The 22629-nt window shown below is 64.3% G+C and carries 22 protein-coding genes and 1 pseudogene; 10 read left to right on the forward strand and 13 right to left on the reverse strand.

The features are described 5' to 3' along the window. Window positions 1-123: 123 nt before the first annotated feature. Window positions 124-885, reverse strand: coding sequence for a hypothetical protein (locus tag QHF84_RS49095; RefSeq protein WP_281320594.1), 762 nt, complete (start codon window positions 883-885; stop codon window positions 124-126). A 551-nt stretch (window positions 886-1436) separates the two neighbouring features. Further along, the gene (locus QHF84_RS49100; RefSeq protein ID WP_281320595.1) at window positions 1437-2030 is read right to left on the reverse strand and encodes a hypothetical protein; all 594 of its coding nucleotides are present in this window, start codon (window positions 2028-2030) and stop codon (window positions 1437-1439) included. A gap of 247 nt (window positions 2031-2277) precedes the next feature. Between QHF84_RS49100 and QHF84_RS49105 the strand changes: the two genes are divergently transcribed. The 4 genes from QHF84_RS49105 (at window position 2278) to QHF84_RS49120 (ending at window position 7310) form a co-directional block, all read left to right on the forward strand. Beyond that, window positions 2278-3462, forward strand: coding sequence for an ABC-three component system protein (locus tag QHF84_RS49105; protein ID WP_281320596.1), 1185 nt, complete (start codon window positions 2278-2280; stop codon window positions 3460-3462). After that, window positions 3463-4008, forward strand: a complete 546-nt coding sequence (locus QHF84_RS49110; protein WP_281320597.1) for a hypothetical protein — start codon at window positions 3463-3465, stop codon at window positions 4006-4008. A 2-nt stretch (window positions 4009-4010) separates the two neighbouring features. After that, the gene (locus QHF84_RS49115) at window positions 4011-5963 is read left to right on the forward strand and encodes a DUF3732 domain-containing protein (protein WP_281320598.1); all 1953 of its coding nucleotides are present in this window, start codon (window positions 4011-4013) and stop codon (window positions 5961-5963) included. Between the two features lie 69 nt (window positions 5964-6032). Further along, window positions 6033-7310, forward strand: coding sequence for a site-specific integrase (locus tag QHF84_RS49120; protein ID WP_281320599.1), 1278 nt, complete (start codon window positions 6033-6035; stop codon window positions 7308-7310). Between the two features lie 749 nt (window positions 7311-8059). Here QHF84_RS49120 and QHF84_RS49125 read toward each other — a convergent pair. Next, entirely contained in the window at window positions 8060-8206 is a 147-nt protein-coding gene (locus QHF84_RS49125) for a hypothetical protein (protein ID WP_281320600.1), read from the reverse strand. Between the two features lie 192 nt (window positions 8207-8398). Here QHF84_RS49125 and QHF84_RS49130 point away from each other — a divergent pair. Then, window positions 8399-9235: pseudogene (locus QHF84_RS49130) on the forward strand (IS3 family transposase); the annotation flags it as partial. A gap of 169 nt (window positions 9236-9404) precedes the next feature. Here QHF84_RS49130 and QHF84_RS49135 read toward each other — a convergent pair. Then, window positions 9405-10232: a tetratricopeptide repeat protein gene (locus QHF84_RS49135; protein WP_272427997.1), complete on the reverse strand. Its 828-nt coding sequence runs from the start codon at window positions 10230-10232 to the stop codon at window positions 9405-9407. Between the two features lie 541 nt (window positions 10233-10773). Between QHF84_RS49135 and QHF84_RS49140 the strand changes: the two genes are divergently transcribed. From QHF84_RS49140 to QHF84_RS49150, 3 genes are all read left to right on the forward strand, one after another. Further along, window positions 10774-11601 carry an Imm49 family immunity protein gene (locus QHF84_RS49140; protein ID WP_281320601.1) on the forward strand — a complete coding sequence of 276 codons (828 nt, stop codon included), beginning with the start codon at window positions 10774-10776 and terminating at the stop codon, window positions 11599-11601. 38 nt (window positions 11602-11639) lie between these two features. Further along, the gene (locus QHF84_RS49145) at window positions 11640-12230 is read left to right on the forward strand and encodes a hypothetical protein (RefSeq protein ID WP_281320602.1); all 591 of its coding nucleotides are present in this window, start codon (window positions 11640-11642) and stop codon (window positions 12228-12230) included. Between the two features lie 308 nt (window positions 12231-12538). After that, entirely contained in the window at window positions 12539-12709 is a 171-nt protein-coding gene (locus tag QHF84_RS49150; protein ID WP_281320603.1) for a hypothetical protein, read from the forward strand. A gap of 614 nt (window positions 12710-13323) precedes the next feature. On the opposite strand, the gene QHF84_RS49155 is transcribed toward QHF84_RS49150, so the two are convergent. Both QHF84_RS49155 and QHF84_RS49160 read right to left on the reverse strand, forming a co-directional pair. Beyond that, complete coding sequence (locus tag QHF84_RS49155) at window positions 13324-13713, reverse strand: hypothetical protein (protein WP_281320604.1); 390 nt, start codon at window positions 13711-13713, stop codon at window positions 13324-13326. Window positions 13714-14219: 506 nt separating this feature from the next. Continuing rightward, entirely contained in the window at window positions 14220-15017 is a 798-nt protein-coding gene (locus tag QHF84_RS49160) for a hypothetical protein (RefSeq protein ID WP_281320605.1), read from the reverse strand. Between the two features lie 317 nt (window positions 15018-15334). Between QHF84_RS49160 and QHF84_RS49165 the strand changes: the two genes are divergently transcribed. Then, complete coding sequence (locus QHF84_RS49165) at window positions 15335-16360, forward strand: hypothetical protein (protein ID WP_281320606.1); 1026 nt, start codon at window positions 15335-15337, stop codon at window positions 16358-16360. A 9-nt stretch (window positions 16361-16369) separates the two neighbouring features. Here the strand turns inward: QHF84_RS49165 and QHF84_RS49170 are convergent, their stop codons facing one another. The 3 genes from QHF84_RS49170 to QHF84_RS49180 are packed head-to-tail and all read right to left on the reverse strand — an operon-like array spanning window position 16370 to window position 18862. Continuing rightward, window positions 16370-17041: a hypothetical protein gene (locus tag QHF84_RS49170; RefSeq protein WP_281320607.1), complete on the reverse strand. Its 672-nt coding sequence runs from the start codon at window positions 17039-17041 to the stop codon at window positions 16370-16372. A gap of 19 nt (window positions 17042-17060) precedes the next feature. Continuing rightward, window positions 17061-18344 (reverse strand): hypothetical protein, encoded by a 1284-nt coding sequence (locus QHF84_RS49175; protein ID WP_281320608.1) that lies wholly within the window; start codon window positions 18342-18344, stop codon window positions 17061-17063. A 26-nt stretch (window positions 18345-18370) separates the two neighbouring features. Beyond that, entirely contained in the window at window positions 18371-18862 is a 492-nt protein-coding gene (locus QHF84_RS49180) for a hypothetical protein (protein ID WP_281320609.1), read from the reverse strand. A 208-nt stretch (window positions 18863-19070) separates the two neighbouring features. On the opposite strand from QHF84_RS49180, the gene QHF84_RS49185 reads away from it, so the two are divergent. Beyond that, window positions 19071-19955 carry a hypothetical protein gene (locus tag QHF84_RS49185; protein WP_281320610.1) on the forward strand — a complete coding sequence of 295 codons (885 nt, stop codon included), beginning with the start codon at window positions 19071-19073 and terminating at the stop codon, window positions 19953-19955. Here QHF84_RS49185 and QHF84_RS49190 read toward each other — a convergent pair. From QHF84_RS49190 to QHF84_RS49205, 4 genes are read right to left on the reverse strand one after another with little or no spacing between them, the layout of a single operon-like run. After that, the gene (locus tag QHF84_RS49190; RefSeq protein WP_281320611.1) at window positions 19909-20652 is read right to left on the reverse strand and encodes a hypothetical protein; all 744 of its coding nucleotides are present in this window, start codon (window positions 20650-20652) and stop codon (window positions 19909-19911) included. The genes QHF84_RS49185 and QHF84_RS49190 overlap by 47 nt on opposite strands. 2 nt (window positions 20653-20654) lie before the next feature. Continuing rightward, window positions 20655-21329 carry a SpoIID/LytB domain-containing protein gene (locus tag QHF84_RS49195; RefSeq protein ID WP_281320612.1) on the reverse strand — a complete coding sequence of 225 codons (675 nt, stop codon included), beginning with the start codon at window positions 21327-21329 and terminating at the stop codon, window positions 20655-20657. Continuing rightward, a complete protein-coding gene (locus tag QHF84_RS49200; RefSeq protein WP_281320613.1) occupies window positions 21326-21724 on the reverse strand; it encodes a hypothetical protein in 399 nt (132 codons plus the stop codon). Before QHF84_RS49200 ends, QHF84_RS49195 begins: the two co-directional genes overlap by 4 nt. Before the next feature lie 13 nt (window positions 21725-21737). Further along, on the reverse strand, window positions 21738-22397 hold the full coding sequence (locus QHF84_RS49205) for a hypothetical protein (RefSeq protein WP_281320614.1): 660 nt from the start codon (window positions 22395-22397) through the stop codon (window positions 21738-21740). Window positions 22398-22629: the final 232 nt, after the last annotated feature.

Consider the following 22629-nt stretch of genomic DNA (forward strand, 5'->3'; position numbering starts at 1 on the left):
GAAGGCGCCGCCACCCAAAGCGGCGCCTGCTTCTCCCGTCTTCGACCCATCGACATGACGCGGACAAACCTACCATCCCCTCCCGTCCCTGTCGATCGTCCTTCGGGATAGGTCCACGGGCTGCTAGCGCCGCCGGACTCCGCAATTGCCGTGTCGCCATGCAGCTCTCGCTTCGGCGATGCGTTCTTGATAGAGATTCAGCACAGATTGATTGAGCTCATAGCTGGCTCGCGCCTTGGCGAGCGCATTGTCGATGTTGCTGATCTGCAGCGCTAACGCTCTCTTGGCTTCATCGCGCCCGGCCTCGTCCTTGGCAAAGCTTGACATGTCGCGCCACTTCTCTGCCATCGTCTTGATCGTATCGATGATGGCCTTGCGCTGCTCCGGAACGCTCTTGAACGTGTGTTTAAGCGCGACTTCAGCCGCGCACATGCCAGCTACCTGGAATGCTGTGGACGTGCCCTTGAATCCGTCGATGAACTTGTCGGCACAGCCATATGCCAACGTCACCGCCCCCATGCCCTTCATGGCCGGAATCTCCGAGCCTGCAATTTCCACCAGCCCGACCGTTGTGTTGATTAGTTGGCGCACAGCCGAGAGGATGGCATTGTGATCGCCCGTCTTCCATTTCCCCTCATCGAGGGCGGCACGTTTCAGCATCTCGAGGTGTGAAAGCGACTCGCGAAACAACTCCTCTTTACTGATCTGTTTACGGGCAGCATTCTCTAGTATAGTGCCATACGTGCCGATGGCCTCGCACGTCGCCCAGTCCAGCGGCCGTGTTTCCGCTATAGAATGTTGCGTTCCAGTCGCAGCTGCAGCGACCTGTTCCTTGCTGCTGTTGCCTCTGTTCTGGGGCTGAACACCGATCCCCACCGCAATCATCGGAGGTGCCTGCTTTGGGCGGAGAGCGAATTCTGCAGTGATTTCAGCGTGGCCGGATAGGCGCACAGTTGGAGTCGGCGTAACCGCAGCGGCGCTTCCGAGCGGCGCCGAAGAGGCACTGCCTCCGATGGGAACAGTTACAGCAAGCTGCTTCCCCTCAATTGCGCGCTTCAGTGAGGGATTCTTCTCTACGAGGTCATTGGCGGCAGACGTCGTATTGTCGAGTACCGTTGCTGCCGCAGTTACGGGGGAGGCAGCGACCTTTCCTAGGTTTTTTAGGGTCGGCTTCTTGATAGCGTTAACTATTGCCGCCCCGGGAACCCGAACTGGTGCGGTAATAGCATCACGAAACTTGGTCCATGGGCTCGCTTCCACAGTCTGTGGTGACAGTAGAAGAGCGGCTGCCAGTAGAACGCCTCGCGTATTGCGCACGCCTAAATTTGTACAGTAGGAAGGTGGTTGTGCAAGCGCAACTGCCTTAGTAGCAGTGTTTCGACGCCCAAGACGGACCCCCCCCGCACGGCCTCCTCGGCGAGGCGCGACGTTCGGCCTCAGTGATGCCTCTCCGCCTCCTCGGGCGAAGGGTTCGGCAAGACCTTGAACACTCCCGGCTGATCGGGATCGTCCACGCGCGCCGTACGGGTCCCCAGCAGAAGATGCAGGTAGCCCTCGGCTCCGCCGGGCGGGGTGACCTCGAACCCCAGCGGCGTCCAGTGGTCGACGTCGCGCTGGGAGGCATACGGGAGGATGGCGACGGTGCAGCCTTGCGCCAGCGTGTCGCAGAGCCGGCGCACGAGGGCGAGGTCGATGTTGCGGCCCTCGTACGCGGGGTCGATGACGAGCTCGCTGATGTAGAGGGCGTCGTTGCCGCCGCCCTCCAGGTATTCGTCCTTGGGCCAGTCGTTCTCGAAGAAGACGTCGTGGAGCGCCTCGAGCTCGCCGCTGTCGGCGTCGAGCACGTCGAGGAGGGGGACGTTGAGGTCGAGGGCGCTGCTGATGTGGATGCGGGCGACGCGCGCGTGGCCGATGCGGGCGGGGTGGGGGGCGTCGTCGTCGGGGAAGATGTCGATGGAGAACCAGGTGACGAGGCCGGAGGAGGCGTTGGGCTCGCTGAGGGGGATGTCGGTGGAGACGTGCAGGCGCATGGGGCCCTCCCGTGGATCGGTGGGTAAAATTACATAACCTTGTCGGCGTGGGCAAGTGACGCAATGAGAGGGGCGGCTCGACGGGCCACCGCCTTCCAGTTCCCTGGGCTGGTGGGCCGCTCCTCCCGACCGGAGGGGGGAAGGGGAAGTTGAGATCTCGGGCGTGGGGCCGCCCCAAATATCCTTGCCCTACATCCGCGACCCCGCGTACAGTTGTTAGGGCGCAGTTGTACGCAATGTAGGTGCCATGACAAGTCATGTTGACCACAAGGCTGGGGGTTCGCTTGCCGGGTTCATGTGGCAGGTGCACCGCGCATTGATCTTCGTGCTCGATAATCGAACCTCCGCTGCACTGGAGGCATCCGACGATATCGTATCCTTCAACGATGCGAATGAGTTAACAGCATCGATCCAAGCGAAGCATTCGTTCACCAATTCCACTTTGACGACCGCTTCTGTGGAGTTTTGGAAGACGATACGAGTCTGGTCCGAATACCCTGCGCGCACGCAATGGACACCCGAGACGAAGCTCACGTTGCTCACCACGTCGAAGGTTGCGGCCGGATCTACCATAGAGCCATTTGCCGAGACGAGTGCCGCTCTGAAAGCCCCGACGGACAAGGACATCTGTGGGCTCATTGAGAATCTCGGGCAGGTTGCAAAAGCGCGAAAAAACGAGCGACTGAAGCCATGTTACGAAGCATGGGAAAGCTTAACTGACGCACAACGGCAAGACATGGTTCGTCGAATTCGCGTGTGCGATGCGCAGTTACGACTCACTGATGCTACTAGCGAGATAGAGCATCGAGTTCGGCGCCTCTATGTGCGCCCCGAGAGGGTTGTGGCATTTCGACAGGAGCTCATTGGCTGGTTCGTAAGCCATGTGCTTGATCAACTCCGGGTCGGCGGATGCACGATTGAGCACGATCTGGTTGGGGGAAAAATTGCCGAGATTCACGACAAACTTCGACCGGCACCTTTAATCTCCAGATACAATACCGGGCCATTTCCAGAGCTTTCCGAGGAGGTAGCAAAAGATCCAGCCTACATCAGGCAGTTGGCTATACTGAATGCCACAGACGAGGATCTGCTTGCAGCAGTCCGCAACTACCATCGTGCAAGCGCCGAGCGCTACGGTTGGCGTCAAGCCGGGCTCTTGGGGGATGCCGAGCTAGATGCACTGGATGCGGACCTGGAAAATCAATGGTCGATGGTTCGGCGGAAGTGTTTACGAGGAGGGGGTGATCCAGTGGAGAAAGGATGGCAGATCCACAATGAATCACTCCAGCAATGTAGGGGGTTAATTCGATCGGAACAGTTGCCGTCGCACGTAAACTACGGATCGCTATACATACTGTCCGATGCTATGATCGTCGGCTGGCATCCGAATTTCGAGAACGAACTCAAGAAAACGAAGGCGAGGGTTGCTTAAGTGAGGGATACAGATGAGGGTGAGCACGGCGGCGGGGTAGCGCTCGACGGGTTCATCCAAAGGAACCCAGCTCTTGGGGCCTATTCTGTATTCTGGATGTCTGTCGGTTATCTTGAAGGGGGAAGCGGGGCATTGACGAGGGCCACGGATGAAGATTGGCTCCCGGTATTCCCGGCGATGTTCGGCCTAGCTCTCCTGATCCCGGACGCCGTGCGCGAGCGTCTGCCCACGACAGCCAACGCAAAGCTCAGCATACTCCTCTTAGAGATGTTCACCGAGCATCCGGAATGGCGAGTTGGAGTCAGTAGGGCTATCGAATCATGGGTGGACCCATTCTGGAAGGCCATTCGGCTAGGCGTCGCAAGTGGCATTTTTACAATGAACAAGATGCGTATCATGCCACTGGGAAAAACCATCCGACGTCAGCCAGGTACCGCAATGAGCCTCTTGGCAACGGACTTGCGTTGCCGTTCTAAAGTCATTGGAAAAATGGTTCGGAAGGACGGAGGAGAGGCGGCGCTTCTGACTCTTCTGGCTGGGAGCTGAGTATGAGCTGGAAACTACTTCAGTTGGCCATCTATTCGAAGAAATCTGGGGACATTCGAATCCTCACGTTTAATGAGTCGGGACTGACGGTTTACTCGGGCACATCGGCCAAAGGCAAGTCCACCGTTCTGGAAATCGCGGACTATTGTCTTCTGTCGAAAAATTGTCGCATTGCTAAGGGACCTATTCGTCAGGCAGTGTCGCACGTGGGCATGCTCATCGAAGCATGTGCGGGCGAGCGTCGGAGACTCGCTCTTGTCAGGCCCCTTCCGGACGCGAACAGCCGTACTGCGACTGAGCTTTTTCTCGAAGTCGGGCCTGATGTGGAGCTCCCTCCGGTTGCCCCACAGAAATACACGCATAACCTCCAAACGGGCAAGGAGATCCTTTCTAGCTTCACTGGTATCGAGGTACCCCCAGTGGTTCGGGGCAAGGACGGAGAGTTTCCGACTAGCATTCGTCATTGCGCACCCTATTTGTTCCAGCCCCAGGATGTCATTGCCAGCCGGAACGTCACCTTTGCCGGAATCGAGACTTCGTTCGAGAAAATGCAGGTAGTTGACGCTTTGCGCTATTTTCTCAAGGTGTTCACCATGAGGCATCTTGAAATGCGGCAGGAGCTGAGACGGCTGTTGGATGACAAAAGAATTCAGGACCGCCGTCGCAAAGAGCAGCAAACCTTGCAGGCAAATGGCTATGAACGTGGCCTAACGCTTTGGAATCAGGCCGTGGGCATGGGCCTGCTCGACGCTGCATCAATGCCGCAGTCGCTAGAAGACCTGTTGCATACGCTTAAGCGTGCACAGTATGCGATTGATAGCATTGCCGAACGTGCTAATGTTATTGATGTACTTTCGGCTGCGGATGGAGACGTCGAGCGCCTTAGCGACGTGCTTGGTCGAACCAAGGGGGAACTGGCGGAACTGCGAGCCTATGAGACGGCAGAGAGCGAGTTTCAACTAGTTGCAGACAAGCAAGCGGAGCGATTGGCGATCCGCAAACTGTTACCGCCGACGAAGACGAAGCAATGTCCACTCTGCGAGTCAGGGGAGTTAGCCGTAAACGATATTGAGAAGCAGCTGGAAAGCGGCAGCCGTGCACTCGAACAGGTTCGTACCTTGCCAACGAGACTGAAATCAAGGGTGGAATTGCGCCGGGCGAAACTTGAAAACGACGTACGAGAGATTTCTATGGCGCTGTCTCGCGCACGTGAGCGGGTGAAGGCGGCTGTCTCAGAGATCAGCGCAGATAGTCGACTCTTTGCGGAAACAAGAAGGATAGAGCGACTTTCTGGGGCTATCCAAGAGTACCTTCTGGCGCAGAGTAAGGTTGTTGAAAGCGAGACGAGTGGAGGAGGGCCTACGCTGGAGCAGCAGATCGCATCTTTGGAGGCGGCGGTTGGTGATGCTGCTGTTGACAGATCGATTGTCCAGATACAGGCAGCAATTGGTGCAACGGCGACAGCGCTAACCAGTGGCCTGGATGTAGAGTTTCCTGGGGCTCCGGTGAGGTTAAATCTCCGAGAGCTGTTGATCGAGATCGCGGTCGACGCGAACGATTATGTTCCTTTGAGTGAGCTCGGCAGCGGTGCCAACTGGCTTAGCTACCATGTCGTCGTCTTGCTAGCTCTACACTACCAATTCCGGCATGAGTCGTCTCCTGTTCCATCCTTCTTGATGCTTGACCAGCCGAGTCAGGTATGGTTTCCAGCTGCTCTGGCAAAGGAGGGGCAGCCCACGTATCCCGCAGACGACAAGGATGTCGAGGCCATCACAAAACTATATAAGTTGTTAGCCGCGTTTGCAACAAACAACAAGGTGCAAATCATAGTGTTTGATCATGCACGATTGCCGATTGCTGAGTTTGATTCTGCCTTGAAGGAAGAATGGCGTGACACCAGCACGGATGAGCTACGCAAGCGTGACGGCCTCGTGCCCTCCAGCTGGTTTGCGTGACAACTGGTTTGCGTGATATACGCTTGGGACCTCGCAGATCGGCTGGGATGACCGGGAAAGGACCCGATCATGCCAATCCGGAAAGTCAACCGCCGCGGGGAAACCCGGCTGTTCATTGACATCCGCTACAAGACGAAAGACGGACAGCGGGCAAGGTACCGCAAGGATGCCCAGGTCCAGACGCTCCCCGGCGCTCGTGCCGAGGAGAAACGCGTCCTCCTGAACCTCGCCCGCTACGGCACCCCGTACGCGCCCGAGGACGACGTTCCCGCGCCGCCGGCAGCATCCCCCGCCGGCTCCCCTCCCACCCCATCCACCACCCCCGCCCTCCCCACGAAGACCTTCTCCGAAGTTGTCAGCGAATACCGCTCCACCTTCATGCTGACCGACCTCAAGGTCACCACCCGCCGAGGCTACGCGCTCGTCCTCGACCGCCACCTCCTCCCGACCTTCGGCGAGCTCCCGCTCGCCCAGGTCGACGGAGCCGCGGCCGCCGAGCTCGACCTCGCGCTTTCCAAGCAGGACCGCGCCCGCACCACGCGAAACAATGTGCAGATCGTCCTCCGATCCGTGCTGCGTTTCGCGACGAGCCGCGGCTACCTCGCGGGTTTGCCCCCCGCGTTGCCTCGGCTCAAAGCCGCGGAAAAGAGCATCCTCGAAATCCCCTCCGAGAGGGACATCGATACGATTCTCGCCTCCGCGGTCCCGTCGCAGCGCCTCGCGTTCGCGCTCATGGCGCACGCCGGCCTTCGCCCCAACGAAGTCCGCGCGTTACGTCGGCGCGACGTGCTCCTCCCCGGGACAAACGGCGAGGCGCAAGGCGGCTTCCTCAGCGTGCGCGAAGGCCGCTCCTACGGCGAAACGCACACGCCGAAGACGGGGCAACGCGAGATTCCCATCACGGCCCCGCTCGCGCGGCTCCTCGAGCACGCCGAGCACGGGCCGAAGGATGGGCGCGTCGCGCTCAACCAGCAGGGCAAGCCGTGGGGGCAGTACGGGCTCACGCAAGCCTTCGAGCGCGTGCGCGACCGCGCCGGGCTCGGAGGGTGGAGCGTGTACGGGCTGCGGCACTTCGCGATTACGTCGTGGTTGAGGGCCGGCGTGCCGGTGCACGTCGTCCAGCGCATGGCGGGGCACAAGCACCTGTCGACGACGCAGCGCTACGTGCACCACCTGAAGGAAGACCTCGCCGAGGCCGCCCGGAGGATCGCGAAGGCGACCGAGGGGCGGGGCAACGGCGGGGCAACGGAGCCCGGTCAGCCGGAGCACGGACGGGGCAGCAGACGGGGCGATGGTGGGGCATCGCACGGTCCGCGACCGGTCAAGGGGCGGGGCCGGAAGGGGTGACCGTCACCACGGAACCGCTCGCGACCCGCCAGGGTCGAGGAGAGGACCCGGGGGGGTTGGGGCAACAGTGGGGCAACGCGTTTCCAGACGGCCCCGGGGCAACGGAGGCGGGATGCGCTAACCCCGCGGAATCATTGGCACCCCCGGCAGGAATCGGACCTGCGACCTTCGGTTTAGGAAACCGCTGCTGGGGATTCGGGAACCCTCTCGCCAAGGTACGAGAACGATTGCGGAAACGGCGTCGTTCCAGGCACTTTCGCGATGGTGAGGGGGTTCTTCGGAGTGTCCGGGAAAGGACGGGAAGAGACACGACGGTAGCCTCGTCGTGGTAACGCTCTGGTAACGCCAGACGAGCAGGCTAGTCTTCGCCGGTTCGCGAAGGGTGGGCCAGAGGGCCCTCACTCAACGGCCCGACCCCTTCTCGCGACCTCGGCGGCGGTCGAGGGGTGGGCGTTGTTGCACTGGAATGTACGTTCCGACACATGAACGTAGTAGGCGCCACGCCTGCGTCATGATATTTGGGTGTGCGTGGCGCCATGTCGAGCTCGTTCCTCTGGCGGCCTGCTCTCACCAGCATCGCGGCTGAGCCTCCTCGCGATGGTGGTAGGTCTCGCGGCCTGTTCGGGGTCCACGACGGCGCCGCTGAAGGTTTGGCGGGATGCGCCTGCGGCGGTGGCTGCGGTGGCGACGAAGCGGCCGACCCTCGTGCGTGTGGACGGGAAGCTGTGGGTGGTCGGTTTGCCTGACGGTCATGGGTGGGGGCGGCGGTCCCCCAGCGCCTCGAACACCGCGCACGCTTCCTTGTAGCGCTCAAGGGCCTCGTCGACCTGGCCCTTGTTCGCCAGGATCTGCGCGATGCCTCTGAGCGCGACCGCGCGCGAGCGGCGGTCCCCCACCGACGCCACATCAGCGGTGCGGCCGGTTTAGCGAACTTCACTCGCTCTCCTTCGCGAAGAAGGCCGCCGTGCAGTCAAAAACTCCAGAACCGAACAGGATCGTGTGATTTTGATCCCTCAGATCCGGCAGCGCTCCCATGCGGATCATTTCCTGCGCCAGCGGATCCTCCCGGAGCTTGAGGTCGTGTCGGACCCGTCACCGTGCTTTGCGACGTCCTCGGCGTTTCGCGCAGCGGCTTTTACGCCTGGTGCAAGCGCCCCGAGTCGCGGCAGAAGGCATCCGACGCGCAGCTCGCGGCGGAGATCGCCGCAGCTCACCGCCGAAGCCGCGGCACCTACGGCAGCCCGCGGGTGCACGCGGAGTTGCGCGCCAGGGGCCTGTGCGTGAGCCGCAAGCGCGTCGAGCGGCTCATGCGCGAGCGAGGCCTCGAAGCACGCAGCAAACGCCGTTTCCGGCGCACCACGGACTCGAAGCACTCGATGCCGATCGCGCCGAACCTGCTCGGTCGCCAATTCGACGCGAAGGCCCCGAACGAGGCGTGGGTGACCGACGTGACATACATCCCGACCGCCGAGGGCTGGCTGTACTTGGCTACGATCCTCGACCTGTTCTCGCGACGGGTCGTCGGCTTCGCGATGAGCGAGCAGAACGACCGCGCCCTCGCGCTCAAAGCCCTCGAGCGAGCGCTACGCGCGCGCAGGCCGCAGCCGGGGCTTTTGCACCACTCGGACCGCGGCAGCCCCTATGCCAGCGAGGACTACCGCAAGGCGCTGCGCGACAACGGCATCGCCGCGAGCATGAGCCGCACCGGCGACTGCTGGGACAACGCCGTGGCCGAGAGCTTCTTCGCGACCCTCAAGGCCGAGCTGGTCGACGAGATGCGCTTCCCGACACGGGATGCCGCGATGGCGTCGATCGGTGACTACCTCGAGCGGTTCTACAACCACGCCCGGCGGCACTCGTACCTCGGGTACTTGAGCCCGGTCGAGTTCGAATTGAGAGCACAAGTGGCCGCGTTTGCGGCATAGTGCGTTTGTCCACGGGAGCGGGGGAAGATCAACCCGCCCAACGCCTTGCAGGTGTGCTGCCGGGCGCCGTGCTGAGCGGAGCGAGGCATGGCGCACCGTCATGCACCACCCGCTTGTTGTGCCGCAGGGTCTTGTCTGGGCGCCCGCAGTTGCCGAGAGCGAGCCACGCTTACCGTGGCAAAGCCCCCGGCCACTCAGAGTATGAGTGCAGCAGCGTGAGGCAAGCCGCCTCATCCCCTTTGTCACAGAGATTCCGGAAGAGTTCCTTAGCGCGTGTATCGTCTCTGGGCACACCCCGACCCTCGGCATACGCGACCCCGAGATTGAAGCAGCCCGCTGCCTCCCCACCGTCGCAGCCTTTGCGGTAGAGTCCCGCGGCGCGCGTCTCGTCCTTGGTCACACCCCGGCCTTTCTGGTACAGGCGTCCGAGGTTCACGCAGCCGGCCGCGTTCCCACGGTTGCAGGCATTGCCAAAGAGTTCCACGGCGCGCGCCGCGTCCTTGGCCGAGCCCCAGCCTTCCTCGAGCAGGAAGCTGAGGCTCACGCAGCCGGCTGCGTTCCCGCGGTTGCAGGCATTGCCAAAGAGTTCCGCGGCGCGCGCCTTATCCGTGGCTAGGCCCCGGCCGTCGGAGCCCCAGCCTCTGTCGAGCAGGTGTCCGAGGCTCACGCAGCCGTCCGCATTTCCGCGGTCGCAGGCCTTACCAAAGAGTTCCGCGGCGCGCGCATCGTCCCCGGGGAGATCTCCTCCAGACGTGTACATCACGCCCAGCGCATGGCAGTCGGCAGCGGAGCCCGCCTCGCAGCTTTTGCTCAGCCAGATGGCACCCGAATCGGCTTCCATGGCGGTCACGGGCGGAGATGCTGGGGCGCAGGCGTTGCACCAGGCCGCGAGCGCCACGAAGCACGACCAGGACACTGCAAACAGGTATCGATTGCCCTCGCGCTCCGCGGGACTGCTGCACTTCTTATAGCGGCGCACAACAAGAAACTTCCTCATATCCGGCATCACCCCACAGCAGCACGGCGGACAACCTCCACGCCGCACCGCCCTCCCGAGCACGGCGCCAAGCGCGACGCCGCCCCACCGACATCGAGCGCACCGACCTCCTGGGCCCTCTCCACCGCGTCGCAAAGGCACTCGCATCTACCCCTGCGCATCGCCGCATCCCTGCGGTCTCCTCTCCTCCTCCATACTTCCAGATCCGACCACCTCTACGGTCCCAGCCAACACGCTCCACCGGCCACCTGTCAACCCAGGCGGCCGCCTCGAGCGCTCAAACATGAACGACACCGGACCACCCCGCCCCCACTCGACCGTCACAAGGCGGGGGACGTCCTCATTCACGCGTTTCGCGCCGGGGCCCTGGGGCGGATCAGCCTCGAGCGCCCTGACGACGGGTGACGCTCCTCGCCGGCGACGGTGTGATCGCGCGAGAAATCGGTGGCCTCCGAGGGAAGAAACGGCTACCCGACACGCATCACTCCGCTCGGACGCGTCCCTACCCTGGGTCGCCCCTCGAGCACGGGATCAGAGACGAATGGCACACATCATCCTGGCTCACACGATCGCGAACGACCGCCTGGAAGAGGCGAGAGGATTTCGCCGGCGGATCGGGGCGAACCTCGGGGCGTCCGCCAGTCGCGGGCCGTTCTTGCCGACGCTCGCGGCGTTCGCCACGGACGTCGCCGGTACGCTCCTCACCGTCGACGCCGAGCCGACCGAAGGGGTCGAGTGGCTCCGGCGTTCCGCCCGCGCGAGCGCGCTCTTCTTCGGTCGCGTGGTCTTTCCCGACCGCGTCGTTCCGATGGAGATCACGGCCGACGTCATGGTGGGCGCGGTCAACCCGCCGCCTCCATGGCAGGAGGCCACCGCGCGCGCGTGGGTCGACGCCATGTGGTGCACGCTGGCGATCGCGGACGGCACCGCGCACGCGTGGCTCACGAACATCCCGGAGAGCGCGCTTCTCCAGATCGGCGTGCAGACGGCGAAGCTCGATGAATACTTCTTTCCGCTCGCCGAGACCCTTCGCGCGGTCGCGACGCGCAGCGGCCATCACGGGAAGGAGCTCATTCGCACGCTCGAGGCCATGCCGAATGCCGCGCGCGCCTCGTCGCGGCTGGAGCGGATCGACGAGCCGGCCGTCCGGGCGCTCTTCGCGCTCCTGGAAGGAGACCAGCCGGGCTACACGGAGTCGCTCGTGGCCTTGCTCGAGTCGCACCGCGCGTACGCGGAGGCCCTGGCGAGCGCTGGACCTCGCACCTTGCTCTCCCTACCGGCATGCGCTCTCGAGCGTCTTGCCCGTTCCCGCGGCATCGTGTCCGGCGTCGTTTCGGCGTATGCGCCGGAGCTCGTCTTCACCGCGTGAATCGGTCTGCCCTCGCGATGCGGAAATGGTCTCCTGCGATGAACCGCTCGCCAGGCACGCGGGGTCGTGTGCGTCGCACGCTCGCTCTCGCTGCCGCTCCGTGGTGGCTCGCGTGTAGCTGCACGTCTGCGGAGCCCCCGCGCGATCCGGTGAAGGTTCGCGTCGAACGGCCGGCTGTCTCCGGCGTCGCGCCGCGCCCGAGCGACCTCGAGAGCACGGAGCTCCCGCCCTCTTGCGGTGAGCTCGAGCTCGAGCGCGTCGCGCTCGTCGCCTCGGGGAAAGGCGAGCGACACCCGGCGATGGTGCGCGTCGACGGCGCGCACCGCGCGTGCGGGCACGACGCCGACGCGGACCGGCGGGCCTGCGCGGCCGTGCGCCGGAGAGTCCTGGTGGACGAGGCCGCCGGCTACGGGCCCCGGCATCCGAGGGCCGTCGCCGCGAACGCGCAGCTGTCTCTCTGCGCGGCGTGGGAAAGCGCCGCTGGCCCGGACGCGCCCCCTCCTCCGCGACCGACGAGTCGAGACTGCGCGCGATGGCGTGCCGAGCAGGCCGAGCTGCGCGCGAAGGGGAAGGGCGAGCGCCACCCGGACGTGCTCGCCGTCGAGGCGAAGCTCGCCATGTGCTCGTAGCGAAGCCAGTCACTGGTTTCGCTTGATCACGTGATAGCCGAACGGCGTCTCCACGGGAGCGGATAGTGGTTCCAAACGGGTTCTCGAAGACAGGCACAATCGCCACGTCGCAAAAAGTGGACGTAACACCCGATCCAAGATCCGCTCTCCTCCGCGAAATACTACGTTATTTCGATCAGATAACAGCATGTCGAGGCGATATGCCTCGATCCCCTGAGCCGGTGCTGGGAAGACGCTACCAGGGTGGCTCAGCACCATGAACGCGAAGCCCCCTCGTCATGGAAGACGTTCGGTGCCGCTTCGCCACCATGACGTACCGAGAGCAGGATGCGGGCCGGGCGGAGGAGGAAGCGCAGGCGGCCGCAGGCACGCTCAAGCGGGGCGCGAAGCTCTCCAAGAAGAAGCCCGGCGCCCAGTGGGTCGAGATCGCCAGCTCGACGTCGGAGGCCTTGCGCTTGGGCTGCGGGCTCCAGGCGTAAAAGCCGCTGCGCGAGACGTCGAGCACGTCGCAGAGCACGGTGACGCGCCGAATCAGTGAGATCAAGATCTTGAGCTGAACGACCTTCGCTTCCGCTTCGCCATCAGACTCTCCCAGGGTACTATCACGCCAAACCTGGTTGTCTATGGAAGCGGGGGAGGATCAAAGGCACGCTGTCTAGCTAGCAAGGCGGGGGGCAGGGGTCTCGCGGCCGTGACCGCGCTCGACCGCGTAGATTCGGCGGGCCCAACGTGGGGGCGGGGGCGTCGCGACGACCCCACCCAGCGAGCAGCCGTTCAGTGGGATCTGTCACATGGGCACGACCTGATCCCGGGGTGCGCCCTCCCCTTTCGACCGCCGGTCCCTTGCTCCTTCTCCGGCAACAGCTCCGCCGCACTGACCCCCAGCGCCGCCGCGATCCTCAGGCACGTCTCGACCGTGATGTTGACCCGCCCGTGCTCGATGCTCGAAAGGTTTCCCTTCGCAATGCCGCTCCTCGTGGCGAGCTGGTCCAGCGACATCCCCTGCTCGACGCGGATGCCCCGGATGCGCGCACCGATCTCGACGAGCAGGGGAGACGTGACTTGCCGACGTGGCATGGCCGGTCTCCGCCGCTCAAACCAGCACCCGGAGGCGGATGCGCGCCGGAGGGGCCCGGAGCTCGGAGGGGGTGTTGCGGTCGACGTCCCCGTTGGCCGGCAGGAGGTCGATCGTGCCCTCCTCGTCGAGGCGACGCAGCGCAGGCATGAGGGTGCCCGAGAAGGATATGTCGCACAGGGCGTCCCGGAGGCGACCGATGCTGATGGTGCCGTCCGCGTCCTCGCGCTGACGCGACAGCACGAAGTGCACGAGGCCGTCGGTGTACACCTCGTCCCCCAGTTGCCGGAGGTCGACGGCATACGTGATGACCTCTCGTGCCGTCCGCTGGTAATGCAAGGGCGCGCGCAGAAGCTCGATCAACAGCAATTCCCACCGATCATCCCCGAGCATCGTCCTTGCGGACACGCGCGTCTCACGGGGCGATCGATATGGAGGGACAGGAGGGAGAAGGCTCGACAGGGAACGCTCGCGGAGCGCGTCCAGGAAGGTGTCCGCCTTCCGACCGATGAACGCACACAATCGATCCCATCGCGACGGCGGCCCGCACTTCGTATCCACGAGCGTGTCGCGCGGCGGCTCGGAGTGCGCCACGCTCATCCGCTGCTGCGGCGGCAGCGCCGCGCAGTCCATCACCGTCGTTGCTGCGTCATCGTCAACGTCCCGAAGAGCATTCATCATTCCTCCGTGGGCATCGCCGATCCGAGGCGACGGCGAACCGTGGGCGTGCGCGAGCAATGCGGCGCCCTTGGTTCGCCGCCGTCTGAGATCGACGATGAGTGGTGCTCGGGCGTATGCGAGGCCTTCACCGACCCCAGTGGATCCGTGTGCGCGCAGCGCTGTGCTTGCCCAGAAGAGGGCTGCGGCACGCGGATCCACTGCGAACGGTGAAACGTCGCAGAATAGACGGCTGGCTACTTCTTCGTTTTTGCTTCCGCATCGCGAATCGCATTCGCGATCATCCACACGGACGTCGAGCGCTGCTCGTGGCGACGCGGCGGGGAAGCCTTGGTATTGGGCGGAACCGTGGGTTTCGGAGCCTCCCGCGGGCTTGCCAGCGTCGACCTCACGAGGTCAGCGCAGCGCTCCGCATCCTCAGAACCCCCGCTATGGATGTTCTGCGCGCCAAACGCGAAACCGTCTGCCGCACGCGACCCCGAATCCGGAGTCGACGCCAGAATCACCGCCACCGTCGCCCCGAAGCCAATCAACCGTGCAGGACCCCGACGAAGCGCGCCGAAGAATCGCACCCAGAGCGAGCCCACGTGTGCGCGCGCCTCGCGCACGGCAAGCCCAAGCAGCGCAAGCGGGATGGCCCAGGCCCGACGACGCCGGCCCGAGCGCGGGGCCACGTCGCGCACGGCGATGCGCGCTCGGTCGAGCACGCAATCCACCCGCGAGCGCATCGTGCTCCACGGGATGCCATGCTCCTCGGCGAGGTCCTTGATGTCCTTGTCCTCGTAGAAGTGCTCGTGGAGCAACGACCCGTCATCCCGGCTCAGTCGCTCGAATACGGTGGATGCGATCACCCTGTCCTCGAAGGGCCCGAGATACGCTTCCTTATCCTCCGCAACAAGCTCGATTTTCTCGGCGGGCGCGGGCGTTTCTCGCGAGCGAAAGACATTCCGACGGTTCGTCTTGGCCGCATATTTCGCGAGCGTGCAGAGCCACGCGCTGAACGCCTCGTCATCTTTTGGATCCGGTCGCTCCATTTCGGGCTTGCCACACGCGAGCACGAATGCATCATGGACGACGTCCTCGACATGCGCTGCGTGCACTCCAATCGACCGAACGACCGCGGCCATGGCGACCCGGTGCCGGAGCAGAGCCTCCTTGGAGACCCGGAGCTCGTTCGCGCAGTCGTCGATGCCGCGTGTCATTCCGGATACCTCTCGGCCGAGGTTCGGCGCAGTGCGCCGCCCCTGCTCGCGTTCACTGGTCCCACGAAGGTAAAGGGCACGAGAAGCCTCCCATCACGAAAAAATCGACAGGCCCCCCGAAGATTTCTGGTCGAGGGTCCAGAATTGTGATGTCGCGCACTGCTAGAGGCCTCGGCGGGCGCTTCGGCGTCGGGGGCTGCACGGTTGTCGTGGCGTTGATCTGGCCGTCGTCCTCCTTCGCGGCGGACGAGGTGCCGCGCCATCGCGTCGACCTCACGGCGGATCGCTCGCTCCCCGGATGCTCCAACCCGTTCGACTTCAGCGCCATCCTCACGAACTGGTTGCCCGTGAGCACCTTGGATCCGACCGCCACGCGCACGCTCGTCGTGCGGATTCGGCGGCTACCGGACGGCGCGAAGTTGGTCGACACGACGATCAAGGACGAGGCCGGGGCCGTGGCGCACTCCGAGCACCACGACTACCCGCCGACGGACGACTGCTTCAAGGTGCTCTACTGGACGGCGTTCGACGCGGCGAAACGGATCCGTGAGCTCGCGCCGCCACAAGAGGAGGAGCCCGCCGCACCGCCACCTCCGCCTGAGCCTGTGCCTGCGCCAGCGCCATCAAGGCCTGCCCCGTGCCCAACGTGTCCGGCATGTCCACCGCCCGCAGCTCCGCCCCTCATGCCGCGCCGTTTCTTGGCTCTGGGCGTGACGGTCTCCCGTGGAGCCGCGCCGGAGTGGGTGCCGGGCCTCCGTCTCGCCGGAGGTCTTCAGCTCGCGCCGTTCACGCTCGAGCTCGACGCGCGGTGGATGCCACTCTGGAATGTCCGTCGAGCTGGGTTCACGGACGTCGAGATCCACACGTTCGCCCTAACGGGCGCCGGCTGCTTCAAGCGCGCTCCGCTTCTGGGTTGCCTGTTCGTCACCGGCGGGGCCGTGGGTACGGCGGCGCCGAGCAGGGACTATTTGAAGACCGTCGTAAGTGGCTTCGTCGGCGTAGGAGCCCGCAGCGCAGTGGAGTTCCCTCTCTCGGCACGTATTGCGGCACGCATCGATCTCGAAGTCGCGCTCCCGTTGATCGGTGCCCATCCCGATTTCGTCGGGCGGCCCTCACCCTGGGAGAAGCTGGTTCCCGTCGCGTCCGGCGCAGTATCGCTCTTATACACGTACTAGGTGCGCAGCTTAGCGAGATTTTGCGACGACACCATGCACGGCTCGTCCGGCGGTAAGATGTGTTACGCGGCGGAGACGCCCCGTACCTTCTAGCACATCGAGCGCCCGGGCGGTGTCGTGGTATTCCTCGACGAGTTTTGCCGCGATTGCTGCGTGTCGGTCGGTTGTCTTCAGGAAGCGATGGAAGAACCAGGGATCGAGAACGCCGAATTCATCTCCGAACGAGAGTTCAACATCAAGGACCTGCCCAGTACGGCGGCTCTTGAAGCAGCATTGCAGGCCGTGGAAGTGGTAATCCCATTCGGCATCGAGTCGGCCTGAAGTGCGCGGACTATCGACAAGCGCCTCTCGCGCAATACCGAGCTTTGGGGAGAGACGAGCGCAAAGTTCAATGGCCAGGTCCCGGAACTCATGCGCCGCTGCCACGAGCTCGTCCGCGATCTGCAGAACGTCAGCGTTCGTGATCACGGGGATAACGGTGATCTGCGAAGCTCCGCTAAGAAACACGCTATGTTCGGGCAAGGCGCGGGCGAGTCGGTGAACGAGCTCTTCGAGCACAGACCCGCCCGGTGCTCCCGAAACGCGGAGCACGGCATGATGACCTTTGCGTGCAATGTCAGCAAGAACTTCTGGGGCTGGAATTTCGTCGAGACTGGCATCGATCCAAACCGGCTCAGACATCAGCGTCTCCCGTTCAGCTTCAGCTCGCGGGCAAGTAGCAGCATACGGTTACAGGGTCGGCCAGCACGACGTCGCCTTCGACATTGCCCCCGCTCGGCGTGCATTTCCCCGAAACGTACTCCGGCGGAGTGCTCGACACGCCTGTAAGCGGCGCACCAGCCATGAGATCCCAGCAGGGAGCATCCATGCCTGCAAATATGCTGCCCGAGTGCGCGAGGTCGGTGCACGCGGGGCCGCTGAAGACAGTGGCGATCGTGCTGCACGTCCCGCCGGTTGGCGCGTCGCAAGTGCACGCCGCGCAGGAGCGGTTGTCCTGCACGTGCTGGTAGAGGAGCTGCCTCTCGTCCCAGCCCTCGGGACAGGGGTGGTCCCCCTCGCGATACACACAGGAGGAGAAGCTCGGGGGAGTTGGCACACACACCTTCCCCGCGGCTTCCACGCAGCTCGGCGCGGGAGTCGCACTCGTGCACGCTTTTCCGAGCGTCGTCTGCGGTCCACCTTCCCACGCATGCGGGATCGATGGCTCGGGATCTCCCACGAGGTGCGGCTTGCACGGTAGCTCCTCGATTGTTGGGGGTGAGACTACGATCGACCGAACGCAGGGCACCCCGCCGCATAGCTTCCCGCTCTGGATCGATTTGTCCTCGTTGCAGGTCCCGTCCCAGTTTGTCGGCGGATCGAGGTTTGTCTTGACGCCGAGATTCGGATCAGGGGTGCACGCTGCCGAGCTCACCGTCCACGTCTCCGGCAGCTTGCACGTCCCCTCGGGCGGATCGCATTCGCACGTGCCGCACGAGACCGTGGGCGGCTCGGCCCACGCTTCGAAGGCGAGAATCGGGGCGTCGTCCGGGCACGTCGGCGCCTCCAGATCCCAGCCTTGCCAGAAGCTGACCGGGCCCTTCCAGTCGCCGGCTGCGGGCGGCGTGCAAGTTCCGCCAGCGCAAAGGGAAGACATCGAGCCGTCGCTCCCGCCATCGAGCGAGGAGCACCACGGAGCGAGGGTTCGCGGGCTCGTCCCGTCGGGGCACCACTCCGGCGTCGGACACGGGCAGCACTCGAAGGGGACGCCCGGCGGGCAGCCGGTGCGACAGTGCTCGGGGGGCTGCGGCGGAGGATCTTGCGCCCAGCAGTCCTCGCGGATGATGCACGGGCAGCACTCCTCCGGGATGGCGAGTAACCCGTCGTCGTCGAGCGGGCAGTCGGCACCAGGCAGAGCGCCGGGGGGGCTACAAGCTGGCACCACGATGGCGGCGCCTGCGAAGCAAGCCGCAATGACGATGCCGGCGCGTACCAGACGAAGCATGGTCCCCATGTTACACCACTCCTCCGTCAGCGAGCTTCCGCGCGGAGCGTCGTCGGCGCCGCGGGCAGGTGGGCCGCAGGTTTCGGCTTCAAGGGCCGCGTGGCCGTGGCAGGCGCGGAGGCGGAAGGAGCTGCGCTTGCGCTCTCGCTCGCGGCCGCGCTCGAAACGGGGATCGGTGGGATCGTGTTGAGGGCCTCGCAGCCCCAGGACCCTGCGAGGACGTACTCACGCTTGCACTGCACGAAGATCGTGCCGCCCGTCGTCGAGACTTGCAACGAGTGGGACCAGGGCACCCGCTCCCACTTCATGGGCATCGCTTCGCATCCGGCGGGTTGGCCCTGGCAAGCGGTTTGGCTGGCCAAGTGGTCCACCTCGACGGAGGAGGCGAAGACGTTGACGAAGCACATGACGGCGAGGGCGAGGAATAACGCGGTGATGAGCAGGTTTGCGAGGGTCCGGAGGACGGCCAACGCGGCGGAGGGCTCGCGCGTCGGCGCCGGAGCGGGCGGTTCTGCCATGAGGCCGAGGGTACACGGACAAACCTGGGAGGGAAAGGGACAAACCTTCGCAGCCGTTCGGCATGGGCATCTGCGCTTGTGTGTCCGTGACATGGGGCACCAGGAACTCGCTTACGTGGAGCCGCCGAACTCCCGCACTGCCCGTGCTCACGCTGCGGGGTAGTGGTCGACGCGTCGTGATGTGGAGCATCGCGACGGAGGAGCGTCGATGCAGTACCCCGCCATTATCTGGCTCGCGATGTCCCTTGGCCTAACGGCGTGCAGTGGCCCCACGCCCAACATGGTGATTCATGCAGCTACCGGCGATGCCGCGCGCATGCCCGTGACGTGGGGCCCGCAGCCTCCCGCAGCCACCGCACCGGCCCCTACCGCGCCGCCCGTGACCCAGACGCAAACGGTCAACGTCTTGGTCGGGCCGACCAGCGGGCTCGAACCTGCACGGCAGACGGGCGACTCGCCCGCAGCGAAGCGGTCCCCCACCGATACCGAAGACGTGGAGCCGACGGAGGCGCCCACGGTGACCGGTGCGCAGGAGATCAAGCTCGCGAATGGCGAACAGATTCGCTACTCGGGGCCGGCCTCGTTCTTCCTGCTCGACGCGAAGAAGGGACTGCTGGGGATGTTCCTTGTCGACGTCCGCGAGCTCGACCCCGGCTACATGACCGATGTGTGGCTGCTCGACGGCGAGGAATGGCGCCACGGCACGATGTTGAGGAGGTTGTCGCTGAGCAGCCGCACCAACATGCCGCTCTCGCCCCCTCCGCCGCGCAGCATGCTGGACAGGTTCAACCAAGGCGTTACGTGGCTCGTCTCGGACGGAGCCGTGGTGCCGGGCCCGCTCTTCTATCAAGCGCTGTATACCCTCTTCGGCCGACAGTCCAACCTCGATTCCGAGGACATTCATCCCAATGATGCGGCACGCCGCAACGTGTTCCGGTTTTTACTTGCCCTGGCGCATTTTCACAACGAAGAGATGCGTCCTTGTGATCACCTCAGTCAGTATTCAGGCGACCTTTTTGCCGGATTCGTGCGCATGAACCGAGCGTCTAGCGCGCCTTGGACGACCCGAGCAAGGATACCAGGAAACCAATGACGCTCAGGGGCAACGTCGGGGACTGACGCTTCACCTCCGGTGCGGGGGACAAGAGTCGGGCTCGCAGATGCCTCGCACTCAGCTCCGGAACGACGTGGACGAGCTGTGCCGCGTGGGCGGCGGCGTCGATCTTCCCGCTCGCGTAGGAGTACACCCAAAGCGCGCCGTCGTGCGTTACCACGGGCCGATCCCAGGGGCCTGCCCGGTCGAGCCGCCATCCCGTTGCCATCCGGAGCACGCGCACCGTCGAGGCGAACGCTTTTCCTTTTGGCAGATGTTCCGTGTAGGTTTGCATCGTATGCGTGGCGACCACGAGCGTTTTCCCCGCACGCGCGTCGCTCGCGAGCTCGCGCAGCCAGGCAATCTGCCATTCCTCCGGCGGCCACGACGCATGGGTTCCGTCCGCGAGCAGGTACGCATTTGCCCGAACCCCGGCCATCCAGAGCGCACGCACTCGTTGGCACCCGGCCGAATACCCAATCAGCGCAAGGCGCGAGACCTCACGTAGCCCCGCCCGATGATGGGCGTACTCCAGCAGCTCGCCCATCATCGGCCCTTTCGCCAGCCCATCCGCAACGATGCAGGGTCGCGGTCCGAACGCTGCCCGCAGCTTTGGATCGAGGTCGCCTCCCACGAGAAACGCCAGCACGAGCGGTCGCGGATGCCCTTCACCCGCCTGCACGAGCCGATGCGCCACGGCTACCTCCGCACCATGGCCGTCCCGAAGACAGCCAGCGCCAAAATGCCGAACAGCGCCCGACCGATACCTGTGCTCTCCCCGGTGCCGAGCTCGTGAAACTCGATGTCCTCCCCGTAGAAGAAGCGCAGGATCGTCCTGCGGTCGTACCCCTGCGCAGCCAGCCAGTTCGCGCTGTTCTGCCCCAAACAACCCCGATTCCCAGGGTGCGAGCGGAACGAAAGGCGAGTGGGGATGACGTCACGACCACTGCGCCCCACGTTGTACGTCACCCATCGCTCGGTGTTCGTCGGATCGGATCCGAGCGACCCGTCTTGATTCCAATGAGCTCCCGCAACATGATTCGCGAGGATCATGCGACCCTGGTATCGCAAAACGACCCCGTGCGTCGCGACGGCGGCGACTACGCATTCCTCGGTCGCGCCTCGCGCGAACACCTGAAACTGCTCCCCGCTCGGGATCGCCGTCGTGCGTCCCAGCGTCGGCCGGTCCCGCATCGCCCGGAGCACGAACGTCCGCGCCGCGATGGCGAGGGCCGCTTTCGCCTCGGGATGCGCGTGCAGATGCTCGCCCGCGACCACGCGCGGCAAATACTCGCGCTCGAGCGAGAGCCAGCCCGCGGTCGTGAGGATCCGCTCTGGCGCCTCGCTAGGCTCGGCACCGATCGGAACGCTCATTCCTTCAACCCGTGCTGGACCACGAACAGCCCGCACTCCGTGACTGGAGAGGTTCCAGGATGCAGCCAAACCCGGGCCGTCGCGCGCCCTGCATCACTCTCGAACCGGAACGACCAGCGATCGACGGGACTCGGGTACTTCGCTATCGCAACGACCTGCCGCTTGTGAATCAGCGGCCCTACGATAACCGTAGGCAAATCAGCCAGCACCGCACCTTTTCCGAGAGCCTTGTCACGAAGCGTGAGCGTGGCGGAGACCCGCCACTGCGGGGGAGGTTCGTCCCCCATCAACGGCGGTTGCTCCATGATCACTACGCAATGTGTGGACGGGCCGAACATCGGCTCCGTCTCGACGATGTTCTGCCTCGCTTCGCTGTCGATCTCCGCCACGCTCATGGCATTCCCCTTTTCAGCCCGTCACACTCGAGCTCTTCTGATGCTCGAACGCGATCCCGTTCAGCGAAAGCTGCACGTACAGGCCCACCTCGATCGGGCGGATCGGCGCGCCGGTCCCGAGGTCGATGGGCTTGATCGGGAACACGATGTCGTCCGGGATGTGGATGATCGCCGAGAAGGCCCCGTGTTCGCTCCGCTCGGGGTTGTCGGTGAAGATATACCCGTCCGGCACCGGCAAGACGGCCGCGCCTCCGGAAGTCCGGGAGAGCGTCCGCACCTTCGTGTCCGGCACGTTGCGCAAGTGGTCGATCAGCACCTTTCGCGACGTGGCATTCCCGCCCGTCCGGGCCTTGTCCCAGTTGAAGTAAACGACGGCGGAGCGGCGCAGCGTCCGGTACAGGAGGTTCTCCCCGCTGAAATCGTGGAAGATTTCCTTCGGCAAGAACGCGCCGGCATCATCCCACAACCACGCCTGCCCTGTGAGCACGTTCTTCGCTTCGCCGAGGCCCCCGATCTTGTCGATTTCAGCCGCATCGTACCGCACCCGGAGCCCGGCCTCCTGCATCGTGATCGACTGGATCAGGAACTCCTGGTCGCTGTACGTGTTCTTCGAGGGACGCTGGAGGTTCGTCCAGTTCGTCGTCACCGTCGCGTTGTTGCCGAGGAACGTCATTGACTCACCGACAGCCACGTTGAAGAGCGTGTATTCACCCTTCGCGATGTGCAGCCATGCGAGCTTCTCGGTCCCCTGGCACTTGCACGGGATCTCGACGACGGAGTAGTAGAAGTCATCTCATAAATCGTCCAGGAGTCTCCTGAGGTACACGACGATGCATCCGAGGTGGACGAAGCCGAGGAAGTTTTCGACGTGGCGCTCGTACCGTACCGCGATGCGGCGGAAGCTC

Source organism: Polyangium sp. y55x31, assembly GCF_029946505.1.
GTDB lineage: Bacteria > Myxococcota_A > Polyangia > Polyangiales > Polyangiaceae > Polyangium.